Genomic DNA, 22,517 nt, shown 5'->3' with positions numbered 1-22,517 from the left:
AGTATCGACATAATAAACTTTACAAGCAGATACCTGACTTCTTAAATAAGTCAGGTATCTCATAATTTAGATAGAATTCACTTTTTCAGCAAAGCGAATTTTTAGATAATCATCTTCCATTTTTGCCCCTGCTGGTTCCAGTGCTGCTAAGGCTTGGGGTAATACTAAATTACGGCGATGATTGCCAATAGTGATGTTTAATTCATCTCCAGTTTTGCTGAGTTGAACTTGGCTTTTGGGAATATTCGGTAAATAAAGTTCCAAGCTGTATTGGTTATTGTCTTGGACAACTCTGAGAGTGGTTTCTTTATAATAAACTTGAGTTGGATCTTCATCTTTGTACAGAGTTTCTTTCAACCTTTCTAAAGCTGCTAAACCACACAATTCTTCAGAGTATAGAGGTACTTCTTTGACTGGCAAAGGTAAGAAATTATCATGAATTTCTTGACGATATTGTTCTTGATTTTCTTTCCACTGTTTGAAAAATGGATCTGTAACTTCTTGGGGAATAATCCGGTTAGCAATAACTAAATCTGTGGCTACATTATACAAACTCAAATAGGCATGAGCGCGAAGAGATTCTTTAATTACCATTTTTTCGGGGTTGGTAACTAAACGCACTGAGGTTTGGGTATTATCAGTTAAGACTTTTTCCAAAGCTTCAATTTGTTCATAAAACTCATAGGGTGCGTCCATTACCTCTTTATTTGGTAAAGAAAAACCAGCAATGGGTTTGAAAAAAGGTTCTACCAGTGGTCTAAGGGCAACGGAAATATTTTGCAACGGTTTGTAAAAACGACGCATATACCAACCGCCAACTTCAGGCAAACTTAACAGCCGTAATGCTGTACCCGTGGGGGCAGAGTCAATAATTAAAACATCATATTCCCCTTCATCATAATGACGTTTCATTCTTACCAAGCCGAAAATTTCATCCATGCCTGGTAAAATTGCTAACTCTTCTGCTTGGATGCCGTCCAAACCTCTGGCTTGTAAAACTTGGGTAATATAGCGTTTCACAGCCCCCCAATTACCTTCTAATTCTTGCAGTGCATCCAATTCTGCACCCCATAAATTAGGACGAACAAGACGGGCATCATGGCCTAATTCAACGTCAAAGCTATCTGCCAGGGAGTGGGCGGGGTCCGTACTTAAAACCAATGTCCGATAGCCGAGTTCTGCACAACGGAGTCCAGTGGCTGCGGCAACGGAGGTTTTACCCACGCCACCTTTCCCTGTCATTAAAATTACTCGCATTAATTATTCCTTACTGCCTGAATTTTGTTTACATTTATTTACATTATGATTGGTTTTTCACAGAAATGAAATGCTGCTTAATTACATCTAAACGGGAACAGTGCCAATAATCAATATGGGAAACAATTAAACCGTCAGCATTCAGCCGTAATTCACTCCAACCAGAAACAGAAATATGTGGTTTCCAAGGTAAAGGAGAATTCCAACTCATAGTCCATTCAGTTTTAATATTTTCTTCCTGACGTTGGATGTTATGTAAATCTAGTTTGAGATTCAAGAAAAAAGTTTGAATGAATTTAATCATCCATTTATAAAGTTCAATGCCCCGAAACTTAAAAACAGCATCTTGAAAATAAACATCATGGGCATAAATGCTGTAAGTTTGATTTAGCGGAAATCTAGCATAATCGGCTTTAAGAGTCTCAATAATATCCATAAATTAATGTTGTGCTGGTGGTGATAAATTTATTGGGAAAGTAAAGCAGTTTTAGGAATTGATCATATCTTTTATTACTGATTGACAAAATTACCTATTACAGCTTGTAGCTTTACTCTCGCACAATCTCTTTCTTCTACAGGTAAACGGGATAAGGCAAATTCAAAATCATCTAGTTTCTCCGTTATGGCATTGACCAATTCTTTTTGACCTTCTGCAATACTAAATCCAGATTTTTCTAGATCAATTTCTATAGACCCTAAAATCAAACTATTCTCGTTATATTGTGCTAGTTCAAAATCATCTTCTGTTTCCGGGCTAATCATTTCTGATTTAGTGATGTCGAGAATCTCTTCAGTTGTATACTCTAAATCAGCTTGTACTTCTCTTAATAGCTGCACTGCTTCCTTAATCTTTTCATGTGCTATTTGTTGCATGATTTTTTTCTTCTCCAAAAGCAAAGATAATTCTTTTTGAGAATCTAATAATGCTTGTTGCTGCTCTTCGATTTTAGCTACTTGGTTTTTGATTTGAGTTTGAATTTGTGCGACTGTCATTCTCTGGATTCCTTAGAGGATGTTAGAAAGGGTTTTACGAGTCAAATTTTATCCGAATTGCCTGACCATGGCTACACCTTTGACACTTTAATTGTCAATGATTGCGGCCGATATATTGGGATAACGCTCAATTTTGATTCTCGTCCACTTTCGCAGACCCAGAGTTATTTTTCAACCATGTTCCATCAATGAACAGGTATATGCCCTCTAAAAAGCGGGAAAGTCATCGGTTCATCTCACTGCTTCTACCAGGAAATAGAAGATCCCATGCAGGACTTCTATTTCCCTATTACCACAATTAGATTTCCACCCAAAGACGCTCTAAGCGTTGTCGCCAAGCCGCTAAAACTTGTTCTCTTCCCTGGGGATTTTGGTCAATGTCTCCTAATAATCCTTCTGCATAAAAACGGTCTAAATTTTGCATAGTGGCTGCGAGAGATTGCCCCTGTTGTTTTGCTGCTTTAACAATTTCGCGGATACGAGTTTCTACCAAATTATTGAAAACATCATTAACACCAGCTTCATATAATGAAATTAGACGAGCGATCGCATTAGCAAAATCTGCATTAGTCAAAGTGCCACTATTATGCTGGAATACTCCCCACACCACCCCATCATATACAGCATATCGTGTTTCTTGAGTATCATCAAAATTAGCCTCTAGAAACTGGGTCAGAAATGCTGCGGCTTCTTGTAAAGGCATAATTGGCAGTAATACCCGCAACCAAGTATTATCTTCTGAAAGTAGTACCAATAAGCGAAAATCAGGAGTTTCTACTTGCCAAGAACCAGGGGCAATAGATTTTACAACTTCAGCACTAAATAACTCTGTTAACGTACCAGCTATTTCTTCCAGTGTCATAATTATCTTTGAACTTTACCATCTAGATTAACGCTTTTTGGGTAAATGAATCACTTTTTATCTCACGCAGAGGCGCAGAGGCACGGAGAGAATTTAGAGGTTTTGTTTAATTTTTAATGTCTTTAAATCGTTCTTTTGCCCCTGTAAAAGCCTCTTGCATGACTGCTTGAATTTTTTGAGGATCAGGTTTTTTCCCACCCATTAAATCACCGAAATACACGCAAGCAGCTTCACCTAATGCCCAGGTATAAGCCCCTGCCCAAGAGGCCGCAATGACGCTACCAAAACCAGGGATAAATTTAATTAATTCCCGTGCTACCGCTTGGGCAACAAAACCACCAGCTATGGCGCTGACAATACCCCCGGCTTGAGATGGTGTTACTGTCTGTCCATATAATTTACCCAACAATCCCACCATTGATACTTGCAAGGCGGTTAAAACGGGCATGGTAGCAAAAGGTAAAGGAACTGCGGCTAAAGTAGCAGCCATAATCGAAAAGGGCAAAATGTAACGTCTGCCAGCGTCTCGATAAATATTACCTAATTTTTCTCCAGCTTGTTGATCTAATAGTTGATAAATTGCCTTTGATTCGGCTTCTGGGAGAAGTTCGGCTAAATTATCTCGCAGTGCTTCTAAACCGTAAAATACCGGATTATAATCATCTTCTTCTAAAGTGAAATCAATTAAAACGGCACTATTATATAAACCGACAAAATTTTCTTTGATAGCGATAAATGCCCGATTTAATTCTCCAAAATCTGGAGGATAATGAGGATGATTACTTATTTCTGGTGGGTAAACTTCATGCAAGCAAGTTACTACCAATAAACAGGGAATATTGGGATATTGCTGACGTAGTTTTTGAGCAATTTGCCGCAGAGTATCAGTGGCAAAATCATTGATTTTAACAGTGATAATCAGCACTCTAGCTTTATTTGTTTCCTGTTGTAAATCGCCGATTAATTCTTGAATAATGACTTCAGTTGCTTGGTTGACATCTCCCAAACCAACTGTATCTGTAAAAATTAGCAATGGTAAATCATTGTCAGGATATGCGTAACGTTCGGTATGTTGGGTATGGGGACGAAAACCCTGACCGATAATTTCCGCAGAAACCCCAGTTAAACCCCTGACAATCGAACTTTTACCCGCTTGGGGTTTTCCTAATAATAAAGCTTCCGTAGTTGGTAACTCAGAGCGAATGGTTTCCAGAATTTCCGCAACTTGAGTATCACTGACACTAAACCATTGTCCTACAGTTTGTGTAACTTGTTCTACTGGTAAAAGTTGGGTTAATTTATCTGTCGCTTGATTAAAAACCCCTGTCACCCTGTTTTTCCAGGAATTATTATCACCTCGTTCAGTCATAAACTGCACTCCCTACAATTTGATAGAGATGTCTAATATTTTTAGAGGACGGGGAAACCCCGCCCCTACTCAATTATAATCGGTGAATATCCCTTCCCATTTCTAAAATCCTCCTTCCGACCGATTCTATGACAGGAGTTACTGATAAACGATTACCTTTTTTGACTACTAATAACTCATCACCACTAAACTTTGCTTTGAGTGTTAAAAGTGCAAGAGGATTAGTAAATACTTCCACAAATTCAACTTTCACAGTTTGCCAACGAGGAGATTCAGGAGTTGATTTAGCATCATAATATTTACTATTTATATCAAATTGTGTCGGGTCGGAAATACTTGTTTCTACTATCCGCATTAAACCAAAAATCCCCGGAGGTTCAGCATTAGAATGATAGAAAAAAGCTAAATCTCCTATTTGCATTTCCCTCAGAAAATTCCGCGCTTGATAATTACGCACACCGTCCCAAATAGTTTCACCTTGCTGTTGTAAATCAGTAATACTATAAACTGCCGGTTCTGACTTCATTAACCAATAATTAATTGTATTCATCTAATAATTAATTCGATATGAGTAAAAATTCCTTCTTAACCTCCTTCCTCTGCGTCCTCTGCGCCTCTGCGGTTCGATAAAATCAAACCACAGATATACAAAAACTAACTTGTGGCTAAATTACCCCAACCAATATAAGGTAACTTCGCTGCTGTAGCTTTTACCTGTGCTGCATTCGCTACCAACTGTCCGCAAGCGTCCCAAGTTCCTGCAATAAAAGCGCTTCTTGTTCCTTCACTCATAACAACCGAGGCAGTAAAATCACCAATTTGCACTTGCAATTTTTCCAAAGTTATGGTAATAACTTCTTGAGGATTAGCGATGACTAATTCTTGCAACTGTTTAACTACTTCTGATTCAGCAGTTACGCATGGTATCCCCATTGCCACGCAGTTACCAAAGAAGATTTCTGCGAAGCTTTCACCAATGAGGGCTTTAATTCCCCATTTTGCTAGGGCTTGGGGCGCGTGTTCCCGTGATGAACCACAGCCAAAGTTGCGGTTAGCGATGAGGATTTTCGCCCCTTGGTAATGGATTTGATCAAATGGGTGTTCACCGTTTAAGGCTTTTCTGTCGTCAACAAAAACGCCTGCTCCTAAGTCGTCAAAGGTGATAGCTTTTAAGTAGCGGGCGGGTATAATTCTGTCGGTGTCTATGTCGTTACCAATGAGGGGAACGGCGTTACCGGATACTTGTTTTACTTCACTGACCATAATTAATAAACCACGAAGGCACGAAGAACACGAAGGGAAGAGTTTAAGAGAGTTTTTTCTTGTGGGACGGGCTTCTAGCCTGTCCTAGTTTGGGCGAGCAGGATGCCCACCCCACATGATTTTTATAACAACTCGCGCACGTCGGCGATTTCGCCTTTGATGGCTGCTGTGGCTACCATGGCGGGACTCATGAGTAAGGTACGACCGGATGATGATCCTTGTCTACCTTTAAAGTTGCGATTGGAGGAGGAGGCGCTGATTTGTCTCCCCTGGAGTTTGTCGGGGTTCATGGCTAAACACATGGAACATCCTGGTTCTCTCCATTCAAAGCCGGCGGCTTGGAAGATTTTATCTAGTCCTTCGGCTTCGGCTTCTTTTTTGACTCGTTCTGAACCGGGAACTACGAAGGCTTTTACACCCTTGGCAACTTGGCGACCTTGGGCAATTTTGGCGGCTTCTCGTAAGTCGCTTATGCGTCCGTTGGTACAGCTACCGATGAAGCAGACATCTATTTTTGTGCCTTGGATGGGTTGACCGGGATATAAGTCCATGTACCGATATGCTTCTTCGGCAATAAAGCGGTCTTCTTCTAGAAGTTCTGCGGCTGTGGGGACTTTTTCGTTTACGCCAATTCCTTGACCGGGTGTAATTCCCCATGTGACTGTGGGGGGAATGTCTTCGGCATTAAATACTACGACATCATCATATTCGGCATCAGCATGACTACTGAGGGATTCCCACCAAGCAACGGCTTTGTCCCAGTCTGCACCTTTGGGGGCAAAGTCTCTATTTTGCAAATAATCGTAGGTGATTTGATCGGGGTTGACGTATCCGCATCTTGCCCCACCTTCTATGGCCATGTTACAAACGGTCATCCGTTCTTCCATGTTCATCTGCTCAAAGGTCGTGCCAGCAAATTCGTAAGCGTAGCCTACGCCACCTTTTACGCCTAATGTCCGGATAATATGCAATATTACGTCTTTGGCGTAAACTCCGGGTTTTAATATGCCGTTAACTTCGATTTTGCGGACTTTGAGTTTAGATAATGATAGGGTTTGGGAGGCAAGAACGTCTCTCACTTGACTTGTACCGATACCAAAGGCGATCGCTCCAAATGCGCCATGACTTGATGTATGGCTATCGCCACAAGCTATGGTCATTCCTGGTTGCGTCAGTCCCAATTCAGGCGCAATGACGTGAACTATCCCTTGATTTCCTGAACCAATATTATAAAAAGTTATGTCATTTTCTTGACAACTCTTTTCTAATGCCTGAATCATTTCTTCGGCCATGCTATCCACAAAGGGACGGGCTTGGTTTTCTGTGGGAACGATATGATCAACTGTGGCTATTGTCCGTTCTGGAAATAATACTTTTAAATCCCGCTCCTTCAGCATCGCAAAGGCTTGGGGACTTGTAACTTCATGAATAAGATGTAGTCCAATAAATAGTTGTGTTAGTCCTGATGGTAGTGTACCAACGGTGTGTAAGTCCCAAACTTTGTCAAACAGAGTACCCTTGCTCATACATTAATTTATGTTAAAGGAGTCGGATTTTTGATTCTATCAGAAAATCGCCACTCTGTTACCAAGAAGGTGAACAGTAGGCAAGAAAAAAGCTTTAACCGCTGGTTAGTTGTTTGATATCAGCGCGGAATTTGCCGTTTTGTAATGCTTGTACTGTTGTTCCCGAATCTTGTACCCAAAACTGTCTGCCAAAGCGAACAATTTCCCGGTGATTTCCGGCTTGGACAACGCCAATTACAGGTATTCTTGATTTATCTTTATCCCCAGCTTGTGTTTTCAGAATTGTATTTAGACGATGTTGTTCTTCAATTGTCCCTGCTTGTTGTGGACTCAGTTCCACTAAAATCATTTTTACTGTTTCTACAGGTTCTGCATCTTCTAGGATAAATTGAACTTGATCATCACGGCGATCTATTTTACCCCAAATAATTAATCTGGCATCAACTTCTAAAACGGAACTAATGCGCTCATAGGTTTTAGGAAAAACCACAGCTTCCGAAGATCCAGATAAATCTTCAACTTGTAAAATTGCCATAGAATCACCTTTTTTTGTGACAACCTTTTTGACATTATTCAACATGACCACGGCACAAAGGATAGCATCATCTTTTTGTTCTCCCAATTGTGCCAGGTTAATGGGTGCAAGGACTGAGGATGATTGTCTGATAGATTTAAGGGGATGATTTAGATAAAATCCTAATAATTCTTTTTCCATCCGTGATTTTTCTAGGGGTGGTAAATCATTAACGGGAGGAGCTTTCGGTGCAGATTCATAAGCGTTCTTTTGGGGTTGATTATTATTATCTGCAAATCCACCTCCTAATAAATCAAAGATATTTCCCTGTCCACTAGCCTTATCTCTAGCACGGGATTGCGCCCATTCATACACTAATTCTAAATCATGAATTAATTGATTGCGATTAGATTCAATTTTATCAAAAGCTCCGCATTTAATTAATGATTCTAAAGTGCGCCGATTCATAGCCCGTAAATCAACGCGATCGCAAAAATCAGCCAAAGATTTAAATGGCACTAATTCCCCTGATTCTTCCCTCGCTTCTAAAATACTAGTGATCGCATTTTCTCCCACATTCCGCACCGCCGAAAATCCAAATAAAATCTTCTCACCCACCGGGGTAAAATCTAAACCAGAGCGATTCACATCTGGAGCATCAATAGTAATACTAATATTATCGGTAGAGCAGTTTTCAATATACCTCTTCACTTTGTCAGTATCTCCACTGTTAGCGGTTAACAAAGCCGCCATATATTCCAATGGATAATTTGCTTTTAAATATGCTGTTTGATAAGTTACGTAAGCGTAAGCTGTCGAGTGGGATTTATTAAAACAATTGGCAGCGATAAAACCATTTTTAATCACAAAATTATGGTCATTTTCTACGCCAATATCATAAACATTGGCTTGACCGACATAAGTACGAGAAATTATTTTAACCATATTACTTATTTTTGCAAGTTCTCTCTATATATTTGCTGAAACTTTAGTTACAGTCTACCGATTAGTTTGTCATACTCTGCGTGTGTTCCCATCCAAAACCAGGAAATACCGTTTTCCACTTCAACACCCAAAGCACGGTAATTTAATCCTGCTCGAACCGACCAATACTTGTTACCTAGCTTTTTGAAATGTAATGATGGATGAGACGGGTCAGCTTTGAGCAATTCATAGCATTGATTAGCAGTTTGCTGCACACTTTCAGGGAGAGCATCATAGCATTGCCAGAATCGTTGTGTTGTGTAGTGCATCAAATTTCGCGGCAACGTCCTGCTTGAAACTCGGCGATCGCTTCCTGAGCTAACGCTTCCAATTTACCATCTGCAATGTCAATCTCTAGCTGTTTATCCCAATGTTCATAATCTAGGTTTAAAAACCATTGTCTCAGCTTCTCAAAATCATGAGATGGAAGTGAAAGAATTGCAGTTTCAATTTCTTTAAGGTTTGACATAAACAGTTTTTACCTTTGTGGGATTACAGTTGATTTGATCCTATTTTAGTTAAGCTCGAACTTTCTGATGAAGATAATTATTTCTATTAAAGCTGGTGAGTTTTAGTTTACAGACTTTAATAGCCATTATCAGCCACACAAATACCTTTACATTTAATACCATTGGTGGCAGTGCGTTGACAATGGGGACAGAGAACTTCTTCCTTTTCTGTTTCTTGACTGATTTCTATATTACTGCTTACCTGGAGCTTATCTTTTTCTGTCTTTTGTTCCTTACTTAACATTACTGAATATTTTCCACGTATTTTATTTTCTATCTTCGATTGAAGATCGGGTGTAAGTAACTCTAAATCAAAATTAACTCTATCGCCTTTCTGAGAAATTGGCAAAAAAGAATACTCATCTTTTCTGTCGCACACATTGGGGTGGATCTAGCTATTGCTCATTGTTCCGATTTCATTGATTAGACTTATATAATAGCATATCCCGTATATTGCCTAACATTTTGAGGGTGAAAACCTAAAACAATTTTATCTTTAGGAATTCCCGCAGCTTCTAATTCATAGGTAACACCATCTTCTGTATCATCTCTTTGCACCCAGATTTTGCCATCAATAATGTCAAGATGAACTAAGCAACCGTGAATTCTTTTAGCACCATCCCAACCAATAGTTATTAGTAAATAGCTATCATTTTCGTTATCAAAAACTGTTTTACATTCAATCACCCCATAGGAGTAAGGAATTTGTGTATAAGGTATTAACACTTCTTTAATAATCCGGCGATAATTATCTAAGGTATCCATTGGGTAATCCTCTCAGTATCAGAATTGAAAACAAGTAAATTCAGATTTTCACTTTCTCTTAAAAGTTTACCAATTGGTTCTTCAAATAAATCTGTGAATACAGTATCACGCACTCCTAAATATAATATTCTATCAGGTTCTAGACGATTCATAACAGCACGATACAAAACAAATCCACCAATAGCATCTTTAAGATCAGCCATTTCCGAAGGACTGACAAAACTTTTAATTTCTACGGCAATTTTTTTAGTTCCTTGTTCTGCCGCTAAAAGTTGTTTTGCTCCTAAATCTACATACATATCTTTTTGACCCCATTTTAAATGTAGAGGGTCATTTGTAATTATCCAGCCTTCTTGAATTAAGGCATTTTTAACAGCATTGTGATAGATGTCCTTTGCCGGCATATTAAAATTGGCTTTTCCCAATGAACGTATAAACTGATTATCCAACCATAACTAATATTTTTAGTATAACTAAACTCTTAAAACTCTCTTTGCGCCTCTGCGCCTCTGCGTGAGACAAAAAATCTCAAACGAAAATTCCCCAATCCCCACACCTGTAAATGCTAAAATCAATGACTTGATTCCTTAAAGAGAACAATTATGGCATCCATCCGCGAGTTGCACGAACAGATAATCAATAAAGAACGTTCTGCCGTTGAAATTACCCAAGAAGCATTAAATCGGATTCAAGAGTTAGAACCAAAACTGCACAGTTTCCTCACAGTCACGACAGAACAGGCTTTAAAACAAGCTCAAGCTGTAGATGCAAAAGTCGCTGCGGGAGAAGAAATTGGCATCTTAGCGGGGATTCCCATCGGGATTAAAGACAATTTGTGTACTAAAGGGATTGTCACCACCTGCGCTTCCCGGATTTTAGAAAATTTCGTGCCACCTTACGAATCCACCGTTACCCAAAAACTAGCTGACGCTGGGGGTGTCATGGTAGGTAAAACCAACTTAGATGAGTTTGCCATGGGGAGTTCTACAGAAAACTCCGCGTACCAAGTTACCGCTAATCCTTGGGATTTATCCCGTGTTCCCGGTGGTTCTTCCGGTGGTTCAGCAGCAGCCGTAGCAGCCGATGAATGTGTGGTTTCCCTCGGTTCTGATACGGGGGGTTCAATTCGGCAACCGGCTTCTTTCTGCGGTGTGGTGGGGATGAAACCGACCTATGGGTTAGTTTCCCGTTATGGTTTAGTGGCTTATGCTTCGTCTCTCGATCAAATTGGACCATTTGGACGCAGTGTGGAAGATGCGGCTATTTTATTAAGTGCGATCGCAGGTTATGATCCTCAAGACTCTACCAGTCTCAAAGTTGCCATTCCTAACTATGCTGCTAATTTAAAATCAGATTTCAAAGTTGGCAAAAAATTGAGAATTGGCGTAATTACAGAAACCTTTGGTGAAGGTTTAGATCCTGAAGTAGAAGCCGCTGTCACCAAAGCTATCCAACAACTTCAAGAATTGGGTGCAGAAATTCATCCTATTTCCTGTCCCAGTTTCCGCTATGGTTTACCAACTTACTACATTATCGCTCCCTCGGAAGCATCAGCTAACTTGGCGCGTTACGATGGCGTTAAATATGGTTTGCGTTCTCCTGATGCCGATAATCTCTTGTCCATGTATACCCGGACGCGCTCCCAAGGCTTTGGAGCAGAAGTCAAACGCCGGATTATGATTGGTACTTATGCTCTTTCCGCTGGTTATTATGATGCCTATTATTTGAAAGCGCAAAAAGTCCGCACTCTCATTAAACAAGACTTTGAAAAAGCTTTTGAAACCGTAGATGTTTTAATTTCTCCTACTGCACCTACCACCGCATTTCGAGCCGGAGAAAAAACTACAGATCCGTTAAGTATGTATTTAAATGACTTAATGACTATTCCTGCTAATTTAGCTGGTTTACCAGGGATTAGTTTACCTTGTGGTTTTGACAGTAAAGGTTTACCAATTGGACTACAAATAGTTGGTAAAGTCCTAGGAGAAGAACAACTTTTCCAAGTAGCTTATGCCTATGAACAATCAACTAATTGGCATTTACAAAAACCCAAAATGGCTTAGTTTCTAACTTGTTACTTGTAGGGGTTTAGCATTGCTAAACCCCGATGTTATAACTTTCTTTTTCATGGTTTCAAAAATGAAGCAGAATTACCTCGTCTGTGGATTTTTACTCCTACAGCATCAGTAGAACTCCTAGCCAGCTTTAATGGTACTACTGATGAAGAAAACTGGGGAAAAGGGATTTATTTTTTTGGAGAAGGATTCAAAACCGTCATTATTGCCATTCACCAACTCCCTGTTACACCAGAAACACTGTTTTTGAGGGTTTTAGGAAAAGGAAAAGTGCAAAGACAAGCGGTGGAAGAATTAGAAACACTGGCTAATGATAGTCCTTTTCTCGCGGATATTATACAATTAGTACATAACCTAATTGCTGTGTTATCGGCTCGTCAGCGTCAAGAACAAGATATTGATAAAGATGATCAGGAGTTGATTATGAAATTATCGGAAATTTATCAGCAACAATTAGAAGAACTGAAAAAACAAGGACGACAAGAAGGACGACAAGAAGGACGACAAGAAGGACTTCAGGAAGGAATTCATGTAGGACTTCAGGAAGGACGACAGGAAGGACTCCAGGCAGGTGTAGAAAGGGAAAGACGCGCTATGATTGAAAGTATCCTGCAAGTGCGTTTTGGTCAAATTGATGCAGAATTAACAAGAATTATCAATCCTCTAATTGCAATGTCCAGAGAAGAATTTACTCCTTTACTTCTACAATTATCTCGTGAGGAGTTATTAGCTAAATTCGCATAACAATAGTACAGCCAGAGCAGAAGATTAGGGGTTTAGGAATCCTAAATCCCTACATTTAGGTTTTGAAAATGTGTTTATTTATCGTTATTATCTATGATTGATTACATTTTGTTCACTACTGATTTAGGATTACTATAGAAGTTTCAAAAGTATGAGATCATTAAAATCATATAAACTGTTTTTGAATCAACAATAGTTAAAGGAGTTTAAACAGATGGAACAAAATCGTAAGTCAACGGCAATCATTACTGGTGCTTCTTCGGGGGTTGGTTTGCAAGCAGCCAAGGCTCTCGCTGACAAAGGATGGCACGTCATTATGGCTTGTCGTGATTTAATCAAAGCCGAAAAAGCTGCTCAAAGTGTGGGAATGCCAGCAAATAGCTATACACTCATGCAAATTGATTTAGGCTCTTTAGAAAGCGTTCGACAGTTTGTCAACAATTTCAGAGCGACTGGCAAAACCGTGGAAGCTTTAGTTTGCAACGCTGCCATTTATATGCCTTTAATCAAAGAGCCTTTATTTTCTCCCGAAGGATTTGAATTAACCGTTACCACAAATCACTTGGGACATTTTCTGCTGTGTAATTTGATGTTACCAGATTTGCAAAAATCACCTGCGGCTGATAAAAGATTAGTGATTTTGGGAACTGTAACTCACAACCCAGATGAATTGGGTGGAAAAATTCCCCCTCGTCCAGATTTGGGGAATTTTGAAGGTTTTGCAGCGGGTTTCCAAAATCCCATTTGCATGATTAATGGTAAGGAATTTGAACCAGTCAAAGCCTACAAAGATAGTAAGGTATGTAACGTTCTCACCATGCGCGAACTACATAACCGTTTTCATGAGTCCACTGGGATTACTTTCAGTTCTCTCTATCCTGGTTGTGTGGCAACAACGGCTTTATTCCGCAATCACTATCCTCTATTTCAGAAAATTTTCCCTCTTTTCCAAAAATATATCACTGGGGGATTTGTCACTGAGGAATTATCAGGAGAACGGGTTGCTATGGTAGTTGCTGATCCTGAATACAAACAATCAGGTATTTATTGGAGTTGGGGAAATCGGCAAAAAGAAGGCCGGGAATCTTTTGGACAAAAGGTTTCTCCCCAAGCACGCGATGACGAAAAAGGCAAGCGGATGTGGGATCTTAGCTACCAGTTAGTAGGATTAGGAAAAGCATCTGAAAAATCAAAATCTCTAATTTAATTGGGGACTGGGGACTGGGGATTGGGGACTGGGTAATAATTCTTTCCCCCTGTTCCCTGTTCCCTAAATTGAATAATAAAGTGGAAAGGATTTAGCATCTTTAGGTTTGACATAAACCTTTCCTTGTGGTTCTAATTTTAATTGATCGAACCGTTCCCGCGTTAAATGGGCTGTCATCATTTGCCCATCATCTAAGGTTAATTCAACTTGAATTTCCCAACCTAAATGAATGATTCTGCTGACTGTAGCTTGTGCTGTTGTCCCATTACTAACTGTTTCAATGATGATATCTTGGGGACGTAAAAAAGTTTCTGGATTTGTTGATTCAAAGCCGCTACTTTGAAAGATTTTCGCAGAACTCGGTAATACATTCACAGGGCCAATAAAACTCATCACAAATGCAGAAGCAGGATGATCATAAATTTGTGCGGGTGTTCCTACCTGTTCGACTTTGCCTTTATTCATGACCACAATTTCATCAGAAACTTCCATTGCTTCCTCTTGGTCGTGGGTAACGAAAACCGTGGTAACATGAACCTCATCATGGAGACGACGTAACCAAGCTCGTAAGTCTTTGCGGACTTTGGCATCAAGAGCGCCAAAGGGTTCATCTAATAATAATACATTGGGTTCTACGGCTAATGCCCTAGCTAAAGCTACCCGTTGTCTTTGTCCACCGGAAAGTTGCGAAGGATAGCGATCGCCTAATCCACTTAATTGTACTAATTCTAGTAACTGTTCTACTTTTCCCTGAATTTTCTTTTTGGGGGCTTTGCGAATTTCCAAGCCAAAGGCGATATTTTTGCGAACAGTTAAATGTTTAAATAGGGCATAGTGCTGAAAGACAAAGCCAATATTTCTTTCTTGTACACTTTGATAAGTGGCATCTTTACCTGTAAGAATGATTTTACCAGTATCTGGTGTTTCTAAACCAGAAATTAACCGCAATAGGGTAGATTTACCAGATCCAGATGGACCAAGTAAAGCCACTAGCGAACCACTCTGAATTTCCAAATTTACCTGTTCAACTGCCTGGAAACTACCAAAGTTTTTGGAGACGTTTTCAACTACTATGCCCACTGGTTTTACACCTCTGCAAATAATCTACGGTTTTTGAGTAGGAATACCGTATTTTATATTTATATCACAAATATTTGCAGTGGTATCATTAAAATTCATGAATTAAATAACAGGAGTAGGGGCGGGGTTTCCCCGCCCAGAAGTCGGGAGTCAGTAGGGTTTCCCCGCCCAGAAGTCAGGAATCTCGATTTTGAGTCTGATTTAGACAAATTTTAACTTGTTTAGCCAATACTCTCACATTAGGTTCATTGAGGAGAGAAAGGTGAGAACCGGGAATATACTTAACATCTAAGTCACCAGTGATTATTTCACCCCAGCCAAATTGTGGATCATATTCTACACCCACAGCGTCAGTTCGATTTTGATCCTGAGTGCGAAAGAGAGTTACTTTCCCTGGATAAGGTTGGAAAACATAAGTATTCAGGGCTTGGATATGAGCAGTAGAGATATCTAAATACTTACTAATCTTAGATGGTTTAGAGGCAGTATTCACCAGATGAGTAAAATTCTCGCAGTAACCCTTGTGAGCTTTTTCAAAGTAGAAATTAAGGTGTTTGTGCCATCCCTTAGCCTTTTGAGAAATATATTTTGGTCCACCTTTGACGATATTATTGATATGTAATAAAATTCGTTTCTGGAATGACAATCTTTGTATATAACCAGGACGACAGGTATCTAACATAGCTAAAAGTGCTACTTCTTGACCTTGACTACGAAGTTGTTGGGCTATTTCATAAGCGATAATACCCCCCAAAGAATATCCTCCCAAAAAATAGGGGCCTTGAGGTTGAATAGTTTGAATTTCTTGCAGATATTGTGAAGCTATATCTTCAAATCGAACAAAAGGAGGGTGTTTTTCATCTGGTTTTTGGGGTTGCAGTCCATACATAGGTTGTTCTAAGCCTAGATGTATTGCTAAATTCCGATAACATAATACTTCTCCCCCCAAGGGATGAATCATAAACAAGGGTGGTTTTGCACCTTGGGGTTGAATTTCTACCAAAGATGAAAAATTGGCTTTGGGGGTATATTCTAAAACTGGTTGTTGGTGGATAATTTGGGCTATCGCTGCCACTGTAGCCGTGGGAAATAAAGCCGCTAGGGGCAATTTTTTGGCAAATTTATGTTCTATTTCGGCAAATAACCGCACCGCTAATAAGGAATTTCCCCCCAATTCAAAAAAGTCATCTTCAACACCAATTGGTTCAACACCTAACAAATTTTCCCAAATTTCTATTAACTGAGTTTCTATATCATCATGGGAATTAACAAAACTTTCGGTTATTTCTGGCTTGATTAAATTAAATGCTGGTAGTCCCTTTCTATCTACTTTCCCATTGGGTGTTAATGGCAAAGCATCTAAAAAAATAAAGGCACTGGGGAGCATATATTCAGGCAATTTATCCTGTAAATATGTCCGGATTTCTTTAGTAGTAGGTGCTGTTTTTTGTTTGGAAACAAGATAAGCGATGAGACGTTTATTTTCGGGAATATCTTCAGTTGCTATGACTACTGCTTCTTTAATAGTGCTAATTTTGAGCAGTTCCATTTCAATTTCTGCAACTTCAATACGAAAGCCGCGAATTTTTACCTGAAAGTCTTTTCTACCTTTATGAACCAAGCAACCATCTGGTTGAATACAGCCTAAATCACCGGTGCGGTAAATTCTTTTTTTGCTATTTTTAATATCTGGTAAAAAGACAGTTTTTGTCAGTTCTGGTTTCTGCCAATAACCCAAGGCTAAATATTCACTTTTGAGGGCAATTTCTCCAATCTCACCATTTTCAATTTCTATCCCAGCTTCATCTAATAGCACAACTTCCATATCTTCTACTGCATAGCCAATGGGTACGGTGCTATTTTCGATATTTGTATTTTTATCAACTATGAAATTGCGAAAAGTTCCTGCTTCTGTTGCCCCTAAACTGGCATATAAAATACAATCTGAGGCAAATACTTTTTTATAGTTTTCGACATCTCTAATTAAGGTAGCTTCACCACCTAATTTAACTAAGCGAATTTTAGGAAAATTTTCCGTACCTATGAGGGTATCTACAAAATGCCGAAACAGGGTTGTAAAGGAATGATAAATTGTAATTTCTGAATCAATTAACCAATTAACTAAATTAGTTAATCCCTGTTCTTTGACATTAAATGAATAGAGACTAGCACCATTAAGCAAGGTGTAGAAAATACATAATATTCCCCCCAATGCACTACAGGAATAGAGGAAAACTACACGATCTTCATGGCTAATTAATAAAGTTTTGGTATCATTCATGCAGTAATGCAGAGAATTACGATGATTCTGCACTACTCCTTTAGGTTTGCCAGTTGAACCACTGGTGTAAATTATATAAGCTGGTGTTTCTGGTGCTATTTTAATAAGGGGATTTTCACAGTAATTATGGCTATCAATATTGTCTATATTAAATAACTGACAATTATTAGTAGCAGTTTTAGCTAATTTTTTTGCTAAGTTTAAATTTGAATTATTGGTAACAAATGCAACAGTTTGACAATCTTCAATAATATAAGCCAGTCTATCAATGGGAAATGTGGGATCTAAAGGGACAAAGATTTTACCTGTTTTCAAAACTCCCAAAATACTAGTAATGAAATCTGCACCTTTTTCTAGCAATAATACAATTACCTCTGGTTTTTCTCCTCTTTGGGAAAGAATCGCATTTGCTAACTGATTAGCATTCTTATTTAACTGTGTATAAGTGAGGGTTTGATTATGGGTTTTAATAGCAATACCATGAGGATATTTATGAACTTGTTGTTCAAAACGTCTAGGAATAGACTGTTCAATCTCTGATTTGGGAAAGTCTATAAAGCCTTCAGGGGCAGTAATTAAGCGATTGCAAACAAATTTTTGTTTGAATATGATATGAGGATTTACATGATAAATATTGGTCATATTTGAATTTTCGCTTATTTAGTAATCATGTTGATTATTAAAATCAATACTATAGTAAGATTCCATAATCTGATCTACTCAAAGATAAGCTTTCATAAAATCTTTACCTATGCTTTAAAACTAATAATTGTATACCAATTGACTAAATTGATGTAACAATTAAGAATACAAAATATTTTGAGAATTTTGACTCAAAACTAATTTGCAACTTCTTAAGGATTTTAAGACAAATTTATGAATTATGGAAAAATCAGGTTTAATCAGTTACGATCTCTCTCTAACTGATCAATTACTTTTTGTAAATACCAATCATCGGACATTCCCGGATAATTATATTCTTGTTGTTGAATTAAACGTTCTGCTATTTCCCAATGTCCCCCCACTAAACGCAAAAGCCGCTGACGTAAAATTCCATCTTTCTGATTTTTGATTTCAGGATTGGAGATTTGGATTTTTTGTAATTTATTTAACACTTGGTGGTAATTTTCCCAGTCTTCTTGTTCACAATAAATACTAGCTGCTTTTTGATAATCGGATACAGCATTTTGCATTTCTTCCAACAATGTATAGGCAAGACCACGATTATAGTATGCAGAGGGATAATCAGGATTAATTTGCACTGCTTGACTATAATCTTGAATTGCATTCAAACAATTACCCATTTCTCGATAAATATTACCTCTAGCAACATAAACTAAAGGATCTTCAGGCTGCATTTTTAATGCTTGATTTAAATCAGATAATGCCCCTTGATGATCACCTATTTGAGAACGGGCTTTACCTCGGTTACGATACACAAGGGCATCTTGAAAATTTAGTTTTAGTGCTTGATTAAAGTCAGCAATGGCTTCTTGATAATTGCCAACTTTGCACTGAACTACACCCCGACAACAATAGGCTTGGGCATCGTTGGGATCAGCTTTTAATACCCAGTTTAAATCAGCAATGGCTTCTCTGGTTTCTCCCTGTTCAGCTTTTACTAATAATTGCTGAAAATATTGATTAGTAGAAATAATAGATATAGGTGCAGACTTGGTTGGTTGCGGTAGTGGTTTTTCTGGTGGTTGTAGCTGTTTAATTTTTTGCAAACAACTTTGACATTTTTCTTTATCCTTTTGTTCTAGATATAATTCGGCTGCTTTTTTAAAGTTAGCGATCGCATCTTGAATATATCCTTGTTTTCGTCGCACAATCCCCCGCAAATCATAAGCAGCAGCATCATGGGGATGAAGACAAATTGCCTTTTCTATATCATCCAAAGCCCCAGAAAGATTTTTTAATGCTAACCTAGCCAAAGCCCGATAATAAAAAGCTTCTCCACTAGATTCATCAAGTTTTATAGCTTCCGTATAATCATCAACAGCTTGGAGAATTGCCCCTGAATCATAATATGCTAAACCCCGGTGAATATATGCCTTGGTAAACCCAGGATTTTCCTTAATAGCATAGTTAAATTCTGCTATTGCCCCTGCATAATCGTTTTTTTGGGCTTTTTCTAATCCGCGATTGTAAAATTCATTATTCATATTAGTAATTGGAAAAAATTAATTACTCAATACCTTAAGTATACAGCAAGATCCCTGATTTCTTAAAGAAGTCAGGGATCTAAATCTTTATATTTAAGTTAATCAGTAATTAAACTAGGAGAAGTAATCACAAATACATCTCTACTTCCTATGCCTGGATTTTGGGGTTTTATGGGAGTAGTAAAATGGAAAAATTCATGATCATTAACTAAAATTATTTCTCCAGGTTGGAGAACTTTGTTGAAAACTGGTTTTTCTTTTTTAGCATTGTATAAATGGGTTTCTCCCCCTTGAATATTATCTCTACCTACAGCAAAGATGCCAATAAAATCGCTACCATCTTGATGGATACCTTCAGGGGCAGGATTTCCTAAATTATTTGGTGAACAGGTAGTTCTAATTTGATGAACACCAATTTCTGCTTCTGGATGTAATTTACAAGAATCATAGAATGCGAAAACTAGATTCTTAAAAATATCCAGTTCTATGAGGGCATTATCTAATTCTGCAAACTCTCTTTTAATATCTCCTAATAAGGGATTATATTCTCCACTTTGTAATAAATATCCATGGGGAAGTTTAAGCAATTTATCTCCAGAAACTACAAACCGCGATAACCTGCGGGAGCGATATTGACCCTTAATATAAGGATCAATTGGTAAATCCTGAAAAAATGGCTGAAAACCTGTCGTATTGATGGAATTGACCTTTCTGAGGGTAAACAGAAAAGCATATTCTAATTCCCGATAACATGAGACTTTTTGCATAGGATATTCCTCCTTGCAGTGGTCAAGTCTGCCACATTTGTCTATATGGTAGGCTGGTAATCTCTATTATATTCAATCTTGACAAGATTACAGTAAATTTGACTACAAAAATTATCTATTTATAATATAAATTAGACTTTGCGCCTTAATTACTTTGTGGTGATTGATAGCTATTAATTTGGGCGAGGGTAATTAAATCATCTAGTGATAGGTGCGGCTTATCTTCATAGGCTTGAACACCTATATTTATAGCCAGATGAAATGGCTGTTGTTTGCTTTCATTAAATTGGTTAATAGCATTTTGTAATCGCTGTTTTATGATTTGACAATCAGGATCACAACCCTGGGCCAGCACTACAAATTCACTGCCCTCCAATCGTCCTATGGTATCAGAATTGCGACAGGTGCGTTTGAGTAATCTAGCTGTGGACAAGATAGCATCATCTCCGTATTCTTGACCCCAGGTATCTTGAATATTTTTCAGTCCCTCTATGGCAATAAATAGGATACTGATATTAGTTCGTGAACGCTTGGCTAACCGAATCTGCTGTGCAGATAACAGGAAAAAACCATGTCGGTTGTGTATTCCTGTCAACTCATCAGTGAGTGAAAGCAAACGGATTTCCGCTTCTAAAACTTTGTGTGTTTGTATTTCTTTTTGCAGGAGATTCTCCGACTTTTCTAAGGCTGCGGTCCGTTCGCGTAATTTTCGCTCCAATTTTGAATGGACTTGAAAATTCTCCATTGCTACCCATGCAATATTGGCGATGGTTTGCAGTAATTGTACTGCTTCTAGGCTAGGTTCATGGTGATTTTGCCAATATATACCAATAGTACCCATTGGTTTCTGTATACCGAGGGAAACCATGACCATACTTTTGACAAAGGTATGTTGGTAAAAATTATGGATAATTCTCTCATCACTGTAGATATCACTAATTATTACGGGCTGACTATTCAGTATTACCCAACCAGCAATAGAGTGGTTTAGGGGAACTCGCTGACCTTTCCAAAGGGGAGCAATAGAGTTCTCATAGGCATAGTAACAGAAGCCATGATCAAGAACTACAAAAGTTGCTCCATCGGCTTTTGTGATTTTCCGGGCTGCGGTTAAGGCTATTTCCATAATCTGATCTAGGGAACAAGCCTGGGAAAGGTCTTGAGTAACTATTAACAAATATTCCAATGAATGCGAATAGTAATCTGTGGCATTATCAATTGATATATTGCAATGCAGTGGGGACTCATATTTATTCCTCATCATTTTTTTACCAGTTATTTTTAGTTTTTACTTATAGCGGTTAGCTAGATATATAAATTGTACTCAATAGAAAGGTAAATTCAGGTAGTATTTAATGTACCAACAGAGAATAAATTGCTAATATTTATGACAATGATCCCTTGTATTTATAACTACCCAAAACTATATTCTGGTATTTTACTAAAACGCTACAAGCGGTTTTTTGCTGATATTCAACTGGACTCTGGAGAGGTAGTAACAGCACATTGTCCGAATACAGGCCCAATGACGGGAGTTTCTACTATTGGTAGTGTTGTACAACTTTCTAAAAGTGATAATCCTCAACGCAAATTAGCTTATACCTTAGAGTTAATTCAGGTTAATGATAATGCAACTACTTGGGTTGGTGTAAATACGGCTTTACCCAATCGGGTCATCAAATTAGCTTTAGAAACACATTTATTCCCAGAATTGGGAGAATATGAACAGGTTAAGCCGGAAGTGGTTTATGGAAAAGATCGAAAAAGTCGAATAGATTTTTATTTGACGGGGAGTGGTGAACAACGGCCAATTTATTTAGAAGTAAAAAATACAACTTGGGCGCAAGGAAATTTAGTCTTATTTCCCGACACAGAAACCACAAGAGGACAAAAACATTTACGGGAATTAATGGAAGTTTTACCCGAAAGTCGGTCAGTTATGCTGTATTTTATTAACCGAGGTGATTGTTTAGAGTTTGCACCTGGAGATAGTAAAGATCCTGTGTATGGTCAGTTGCTACGGGAAGCAATTAAACTAGGTTTAGAAGTTCTTCCTTGTCGCTTTGATATATCCCCAGAAGGTATCCGTTATTTGGGTTTAGCAACACTGAAAATTTAAGGGGATATAGAAACCCCATCTTCAACAAAGTAAG

The 22,517-nt window shown here is 38.4% G+C and carries 23 protein-coding genes; 4 read left to right on the top strand and 19 right to left on the bottom strand.

Annotated features, from left to right (window positions below; genetic code table 11):
* Positions 1-66: 66 nt before the first annotated feature.
* The 14 genes from FJR11_RS09625 to FJR11_RS09560 all read right to left on the bottom strand — a co-directional run bounded on the left by FJR11_RS09625 (position 67) and on the right by FJR11_RS09560 (position 10,446).
* Positions 67-1,257, bottom strand: coding sequence for a TRC40/GET3/ArsA family transport-energizing ATPase (locus FJR11_RS09625; protein WP_168503475.1), 1,191 nt, complete (start codon positions 1,255-1,257; stop codon positions 67-69).
* 43 nt (positions 1,258-1,300) lie between these two features.
* Positions 1,301-1,693, bottom strand: a complete 393-nt coding sequence (locus FJR11_RS09620; protein WP_168503474.1) for a DUF2358 domain-containing protein — start codon at positions 1,691-1,693, stop codon at positions 1,301-1,303.
* A 74-nt stretch (positions 1,694-1,767) separates the two neighbouring features.
* A complete protein-coding gene (locus tag FJR11_RS09615) occupies positions 1,768-2,250 on the bottom strand; it encodes a hypothetical protein (protein ID WP_168503473.1) in 483 nt (160 codons plus the stop codon).
* A gap of 298 nt (positions 2,251-2,548) precedes the next feature.
* Complete coding sequence (locus FJR11_RS09610) at positions 2,549-3,112, bottom strand: hypothetical protein (protein WP_168503472.1); 564 nt, start codon at positions 3,110-3,112, stop codon at positions 2,549-2,551.
* A gap of 106 nt (positions 3,113-3,218) precedes the next feature.
* Positions 3,219-4,481, bottom strand: coding sequence for a YcjF family protein (locus tag FJR11_RS09605; RefSeq protein WP_168503471.1), 1,263 nt, complete (start codon positions 4,479-4,481; stop codon positions 3,219-3,221).
* Between the two features lie 73 nt (positions 4,482-4,554).
* Positions 4,555-5,031 carry an EVE domain-containing protein gene (locus tag FJR11_RS09600; RefSeq protein ID WP_254444729.1) on the bottom strand — a complete coding sequence of 159 codons (477 nt, stop codon included), beginning with the start codon at positions 5,029-5,031 and terminating at the stop codon, positions 4,555-4,557.
* A 104-nt stretch (positions 5,032-5,135) separates the two neighbouring features.
* Positions 5,136-5,744, bottom strand: coding sequence for a 3-isopropylmalate dehydratase small subunit (gene leuD, locus FJR11_RS09595; protein WP_168503470.1), 609 nt, complete (start codon positions 5,742-5,744; stop codon positions 5,136-5,138).
* Positions 5,745-5,866: 122 nt separating this feature from the next.
* Entirely contained in the window at positions 5,867-7,270 is a 1,404-nt protein-coding gene (gene leuC, locus FJR11_RS09590) for a 3-isopropylmalate dehydratase large subunit (protein ID WP_168503469.1), read from the bottom strand.
* 94 nt (positions 7,271-7,364) lie between these two features.
* The gene (locus tag FJR11_RS09585) at positions 7,365-8,729 is read right to left on the bottom strand and encodes an OB-fold nucleic acid binding domain-containing protein (RefSeq protein WP_168503468.1); all 1,365 of its coding nucleotides are present in this window, start codon (positions 8,727-8,729) and stop codon (positions 7,365-7,367) included.
* A 47-nt stretch (positions 8,730-8,776) separates the two neighbouring features.
* On the bottom strand, positions 8,777-9,037 hold the full coding sequence (locus tag FJR11_RS09580; RefSeq protein ID WP_168503467.1) for a hypothetical protein: 261 nt from the start codon (positions 9,035-9,037) through the stop codon (positions 8,777-8,779).
* Positions 9,037-9,237: a hypothetical protein gene (locus FJR11_RS09575; RefSeq protein ID WP_168503466.1), complete on the bottom strand. Its 201-nt coding sequence runs from the start codon at positions 9,235-9,237 to the stop codon at positions 9,037-9,039. The genes FJR11_RS09580 and FJR11_RS09575 overlap by 1 nt, the downstream gene beginning before the upstream one ends.
* A gap of 116 nt (positions 9,238-9,353) precedes the next feature.
* Positions 9,354-9,521, bottom strand: coding sequence for a hypothetical protein (locus FJR11_RS09570; RefSeq protein ID WP_168503465.1), 168 nt, complete (start codon positions 9,519-9,521; stop codon positions 9,354-9,356).
* 185 nt (positions 9,522-9,706) lie between these two features.
* Complete coding sequence (locus FJR11_RS09565) at positions 9,707-10,042, bottom strand: XisI protein (RefSeq protein WP_168503464.1); 336 nt, start codon at positions 10,040-10,042, stop codon at positions 9,707-9,709.
* Positions 10,030-10,446, bottom strand: a complete 417-nt coding sequence (locus FJR11_RS09560) for a XisH family protein (protein ID WP_168503463.1) — start codon at positions 10,444-10,446, stop codon at positions 10,030-10,032. Before FJR11_RS09560 ends, FJR11_RS09565 begins: the two co-directional genes overlap by 13 nt.
* 198 nt (positions 10,447-10,644) lie before the next feature.
* Here FJR11_RS09560 and gatA point away from each other — a divergent pair, with 198 nt between their 5' ends.
* From gatA to FJR11_RS09545, 3 genes are all read left to right on the top strand, one after another.
* The gene (gene gatA / locus FJR11_RS09555) at positions 10,645-12,105 is read left to right on the top strand and encodes an Asp-tRNA(Asn)/Glu-tRNA(Gln) amidotransferase subunit GatA (RefSeq protein ID WP_168503462.1); all 1,461 of its coding nucleotides are present in this window, start codon (positions 10,645-10,647) and stop codon (positions 12,103-12,105) included.
* 282 nt (positions 12,106-12,387) lie between these two features.
* Entirely contained in the window at positions 12,388-12,861 is a 474-nt protein-coding gene (locus FJR11_RS09550; RefSeq protein ID WP_254444728.1) for a Yae1 family protein, read from the top strand.
* A 214-nt stretch (positions 12,862-13,075) separates the two neighbouring features.
* Complete coding sequence (locus FJR11_RS09545; RefSeq protein WP_168503461.1) at positions 13,076-14,068, top strand: protochlorophyllide reductase; 993 nt, start codon at positions 13,076-13,078, stop codon at positions 14,066-14,068.
* A 63-nt stretch (positions 14,069-14,131) separates the two neighbouring features.
* Here the strand turns inward: FJR11_RS09545 and FJR11_RS09540 are convergent, their stop codons facing one another.
* From FJR11_RS09540 to FJR11_RS09520, 5 genes are all read right to left on the bottom strand, one after another.
* A complete protein-coding gene (locus FJR11_RS09540; protein ID WP_168503460.1) occupies positions 14,132-15,148 on the bottom strand; it encodes a sulfate ABC transporter ATP-binding protein in 1,017 nt (338 codons plus the stop codon).
* A 175-nt stretch (positions 15,149-15,323) separates the two neighbouring features.
* Positions 15,324-18,071, bottom strand: a complete 2,748-nt coding sequence (locus FJR11_RS09535) for an AMP-binding protein (RefSeq protein WP_168503459.1) — start codon at positions 18,069-18,071, stop codon at positions 15,324-15,326.
* Between the two features lie 260 nt (positions 18,072-18,331).
* Positions 18,332-19,597 (bottom strand): tetratricopeptide repeat protein, encoded by a 1,266-nt coding sequence (locus FJR11_RS09530; RefSeq protein ID WP_168503458.1) that lies wholly within the window; start codon positions 19,595-19,597, stop codon positions 18,332-18,334.
* A 98-nt stretch (positions 19,598-19,695) separates the two neighbouring features.
* Positions 19,696-20,364, bottom strand: a complete 669-nt coding sequence (locus FJR11_RS09525; RefSeq protein ID WP_168503457.1) for a 2OG-Fe dioxygenase family protein — start codon at positions 20,362-20,364, stop codon at positions 19,696-19,698.
* 145 nt (positions 20,365-20,509) lie between these two features.
* Positions 20,510-21,628, bottom strand: coding sequence for a sensor domain-containing diguanylate cyclase (locus tag FJR11_RS09520; RefSeq protein ID WP_254444727.1), 1,119 nt, complete (start codon positions 21,626-21,628; stop codon positions 20,510-20,512).
* A 129-nt stretch (positions 21,629-21,757) separates the two neighbouring features.
* Between FJR11_RS09520 and sfsA the strand changes: the two genes are divergently transcribed.
* Positions 21,758-22,483, top strand: a complete 726-nt coding sequence (gene sfsA, locus FJR11_RS09515; protein WP_168504157.1) for a DNA/RNA nuclease SfsA — start codon at positions 21,758-21,760, stop codon at positions 22,481-22,483.
* Positions 22,484-22,517 lie beyond the last annotated feature (34 nt).

Source organism: Anabaena sp. UHCC 0187 (assembly GCF_009712035.1).
Classification (GTDB): Bacteria; Cyanobacteriota; Cyanobacteriia; order Cyanobacteriales; family Nostocaceae; genus Dolichospermum.
The sequence above is the reverse complement of the archived record's forward strand: the minus strand, read 5'-3'. Positions and strand labels throughout refer to the sequence as shown.

Bases quoted from the DNA above. Each gene is read 5' to 3' on its own strand.
- FJR11_RS09620 (WP_168503474.1), bottom strand. From the start codon at position 1,693: ATGGATATTATTGAGACTCTTAAAGCCGATTATGCTAGATTTCCGCTA.
- FJR11_RS09600 (WP_254444729.1), bottom strand. From the start codon at position 5,031: ATGAATACAATTAATTATTGGTTAATGAAGTCAGAACCGGCAGTTTAT.
- FJR11_RS09520 (WP_254444727.1), bottom strand. From the start codon at position 21,628: ATGATGAGGAATAAATATGAGTCCCCACTGCATTGCAATATATCAATT.
- FJR11_RS09615 (WP_168503473.1), bottom strand. From the start codon at position 2,250: ATGACAGTCGCACAAATTCAAACTCAAATCAAAAACCAAGTAGCTAAA.
- FJR11_RS09585 (WP_168503468.1), bottom strand. From the start codon at position 8,729: ATGGTTAAAATAATTTCTCGTACTTATGTCGGTCAAGCCAATGTTTAT.
- FJR11_RS09535 (WP_168503459.1), bottom strand. From the start codon at position 18,071: ATGACCAATATTTATCATGTAAATCCTCATATCATATTCAAACAAAAA.
- leuD (WP_168503470.1), bottom strand. From the start codon at position 5,744: ATGGTCAGTGAAGTAAAACAAGTATCCGGTAACGCCGTTCCCCTCATT.
- FJR11_RS09610 (WP_168503472.1), bottom strand. From the start codon at position 3,112: ATGACACTGGAAGAAATAGCTGGTACGTTAACAGAGTTATTTAGTGCT.
- FJR11_RS09575 (WP_168503466.1), bottom strand. From the start codon at position 9,237: ATGTCAAACCTTAAAGAAATTGAAACTGCAATTCTTTCACTTCCATCT.
- sfsA (WP_168504157.1), top strand. From the start codon at position 21,758: ATGATCCCTTGTATTTATAACTACCCAAAACTATATTCTGGTATTTTA.
- FJR11_RS09570 (WP_168503465.1), bottom strand. From the start codon at position 9,521: ATGTTAAGTAAGGAACAAAAGACAGAAAAAGATAAGCTCCAGGTAAGC.
- FJR11_RS09525 (WP_168503457.1), bottom strand. From the start codon at position 20,364: ATGCAAAAAGTCTCATGTTATCGGGAATTAGAATATGCTTTTCTGTTT.
- FJR11_RS09545 (WP_168503461.1), top strand. From the start codon at position 13,076: ATGGAACAAAATCGTAAGTCAACGGCAATCATTACTGGTGCTTCTTCG.
- FJR11_RS09625 (WP_168503475.1), bottom strand. From the start codon at position 1,257: ATGCGAGTAATTTTAATGACAGGGAAAGGTGGCGTGGGTAAAACCTCC.
- FJR11_RS09560 (WP_168503463.1), bottom strand. From the start codon at position 10,446: ATGCCGGCAAAGGACATCTATCACAATGCTGTTAAAAATGCCTTAATT.
- FJR11_RS09605 (WP_168503471.1), bottom strand. From the start codon at position 4,481: ATGACTGAACGAGGTGATAATAATTCCTGGAAAAACAGGGTGACAGGG.
- leuC (WP_168503469.1), bottom strand. From the start codon at position 7,270: ATGAGCAAGGGTACTCTGTTTGACAAAGTTTGGGACTTACACACCGTT.
- FJR11_RS09530 (WP_168503458.1), bottom strand. From the start codon at position 19,597: ATGAATAATGAATTTTACAATCGCGGATTAGAAAAAGCCCAAAAAAAC.
- FJR11_RS09565 (WP_168503464.1), bottom strand. From the start codon at position 10,042: ATGGATACCTTAGATAATTATCGCCGGATTATTAAAGAAGTGTTAATA.
- FJR11_RS09580 (WP_168503467.1), bottom strand. From the start codon at position 9,037: ATGCACTACACAACACAACGATTCTGGCAATGCTATGATGCTCTCCCT.
- gatA (WP_168503462.1), top strand. From the start codon at position 10,645: ATGGCATCCATCCGCGAGTTGCACGAACAGATAATCAATAAAGAACGT.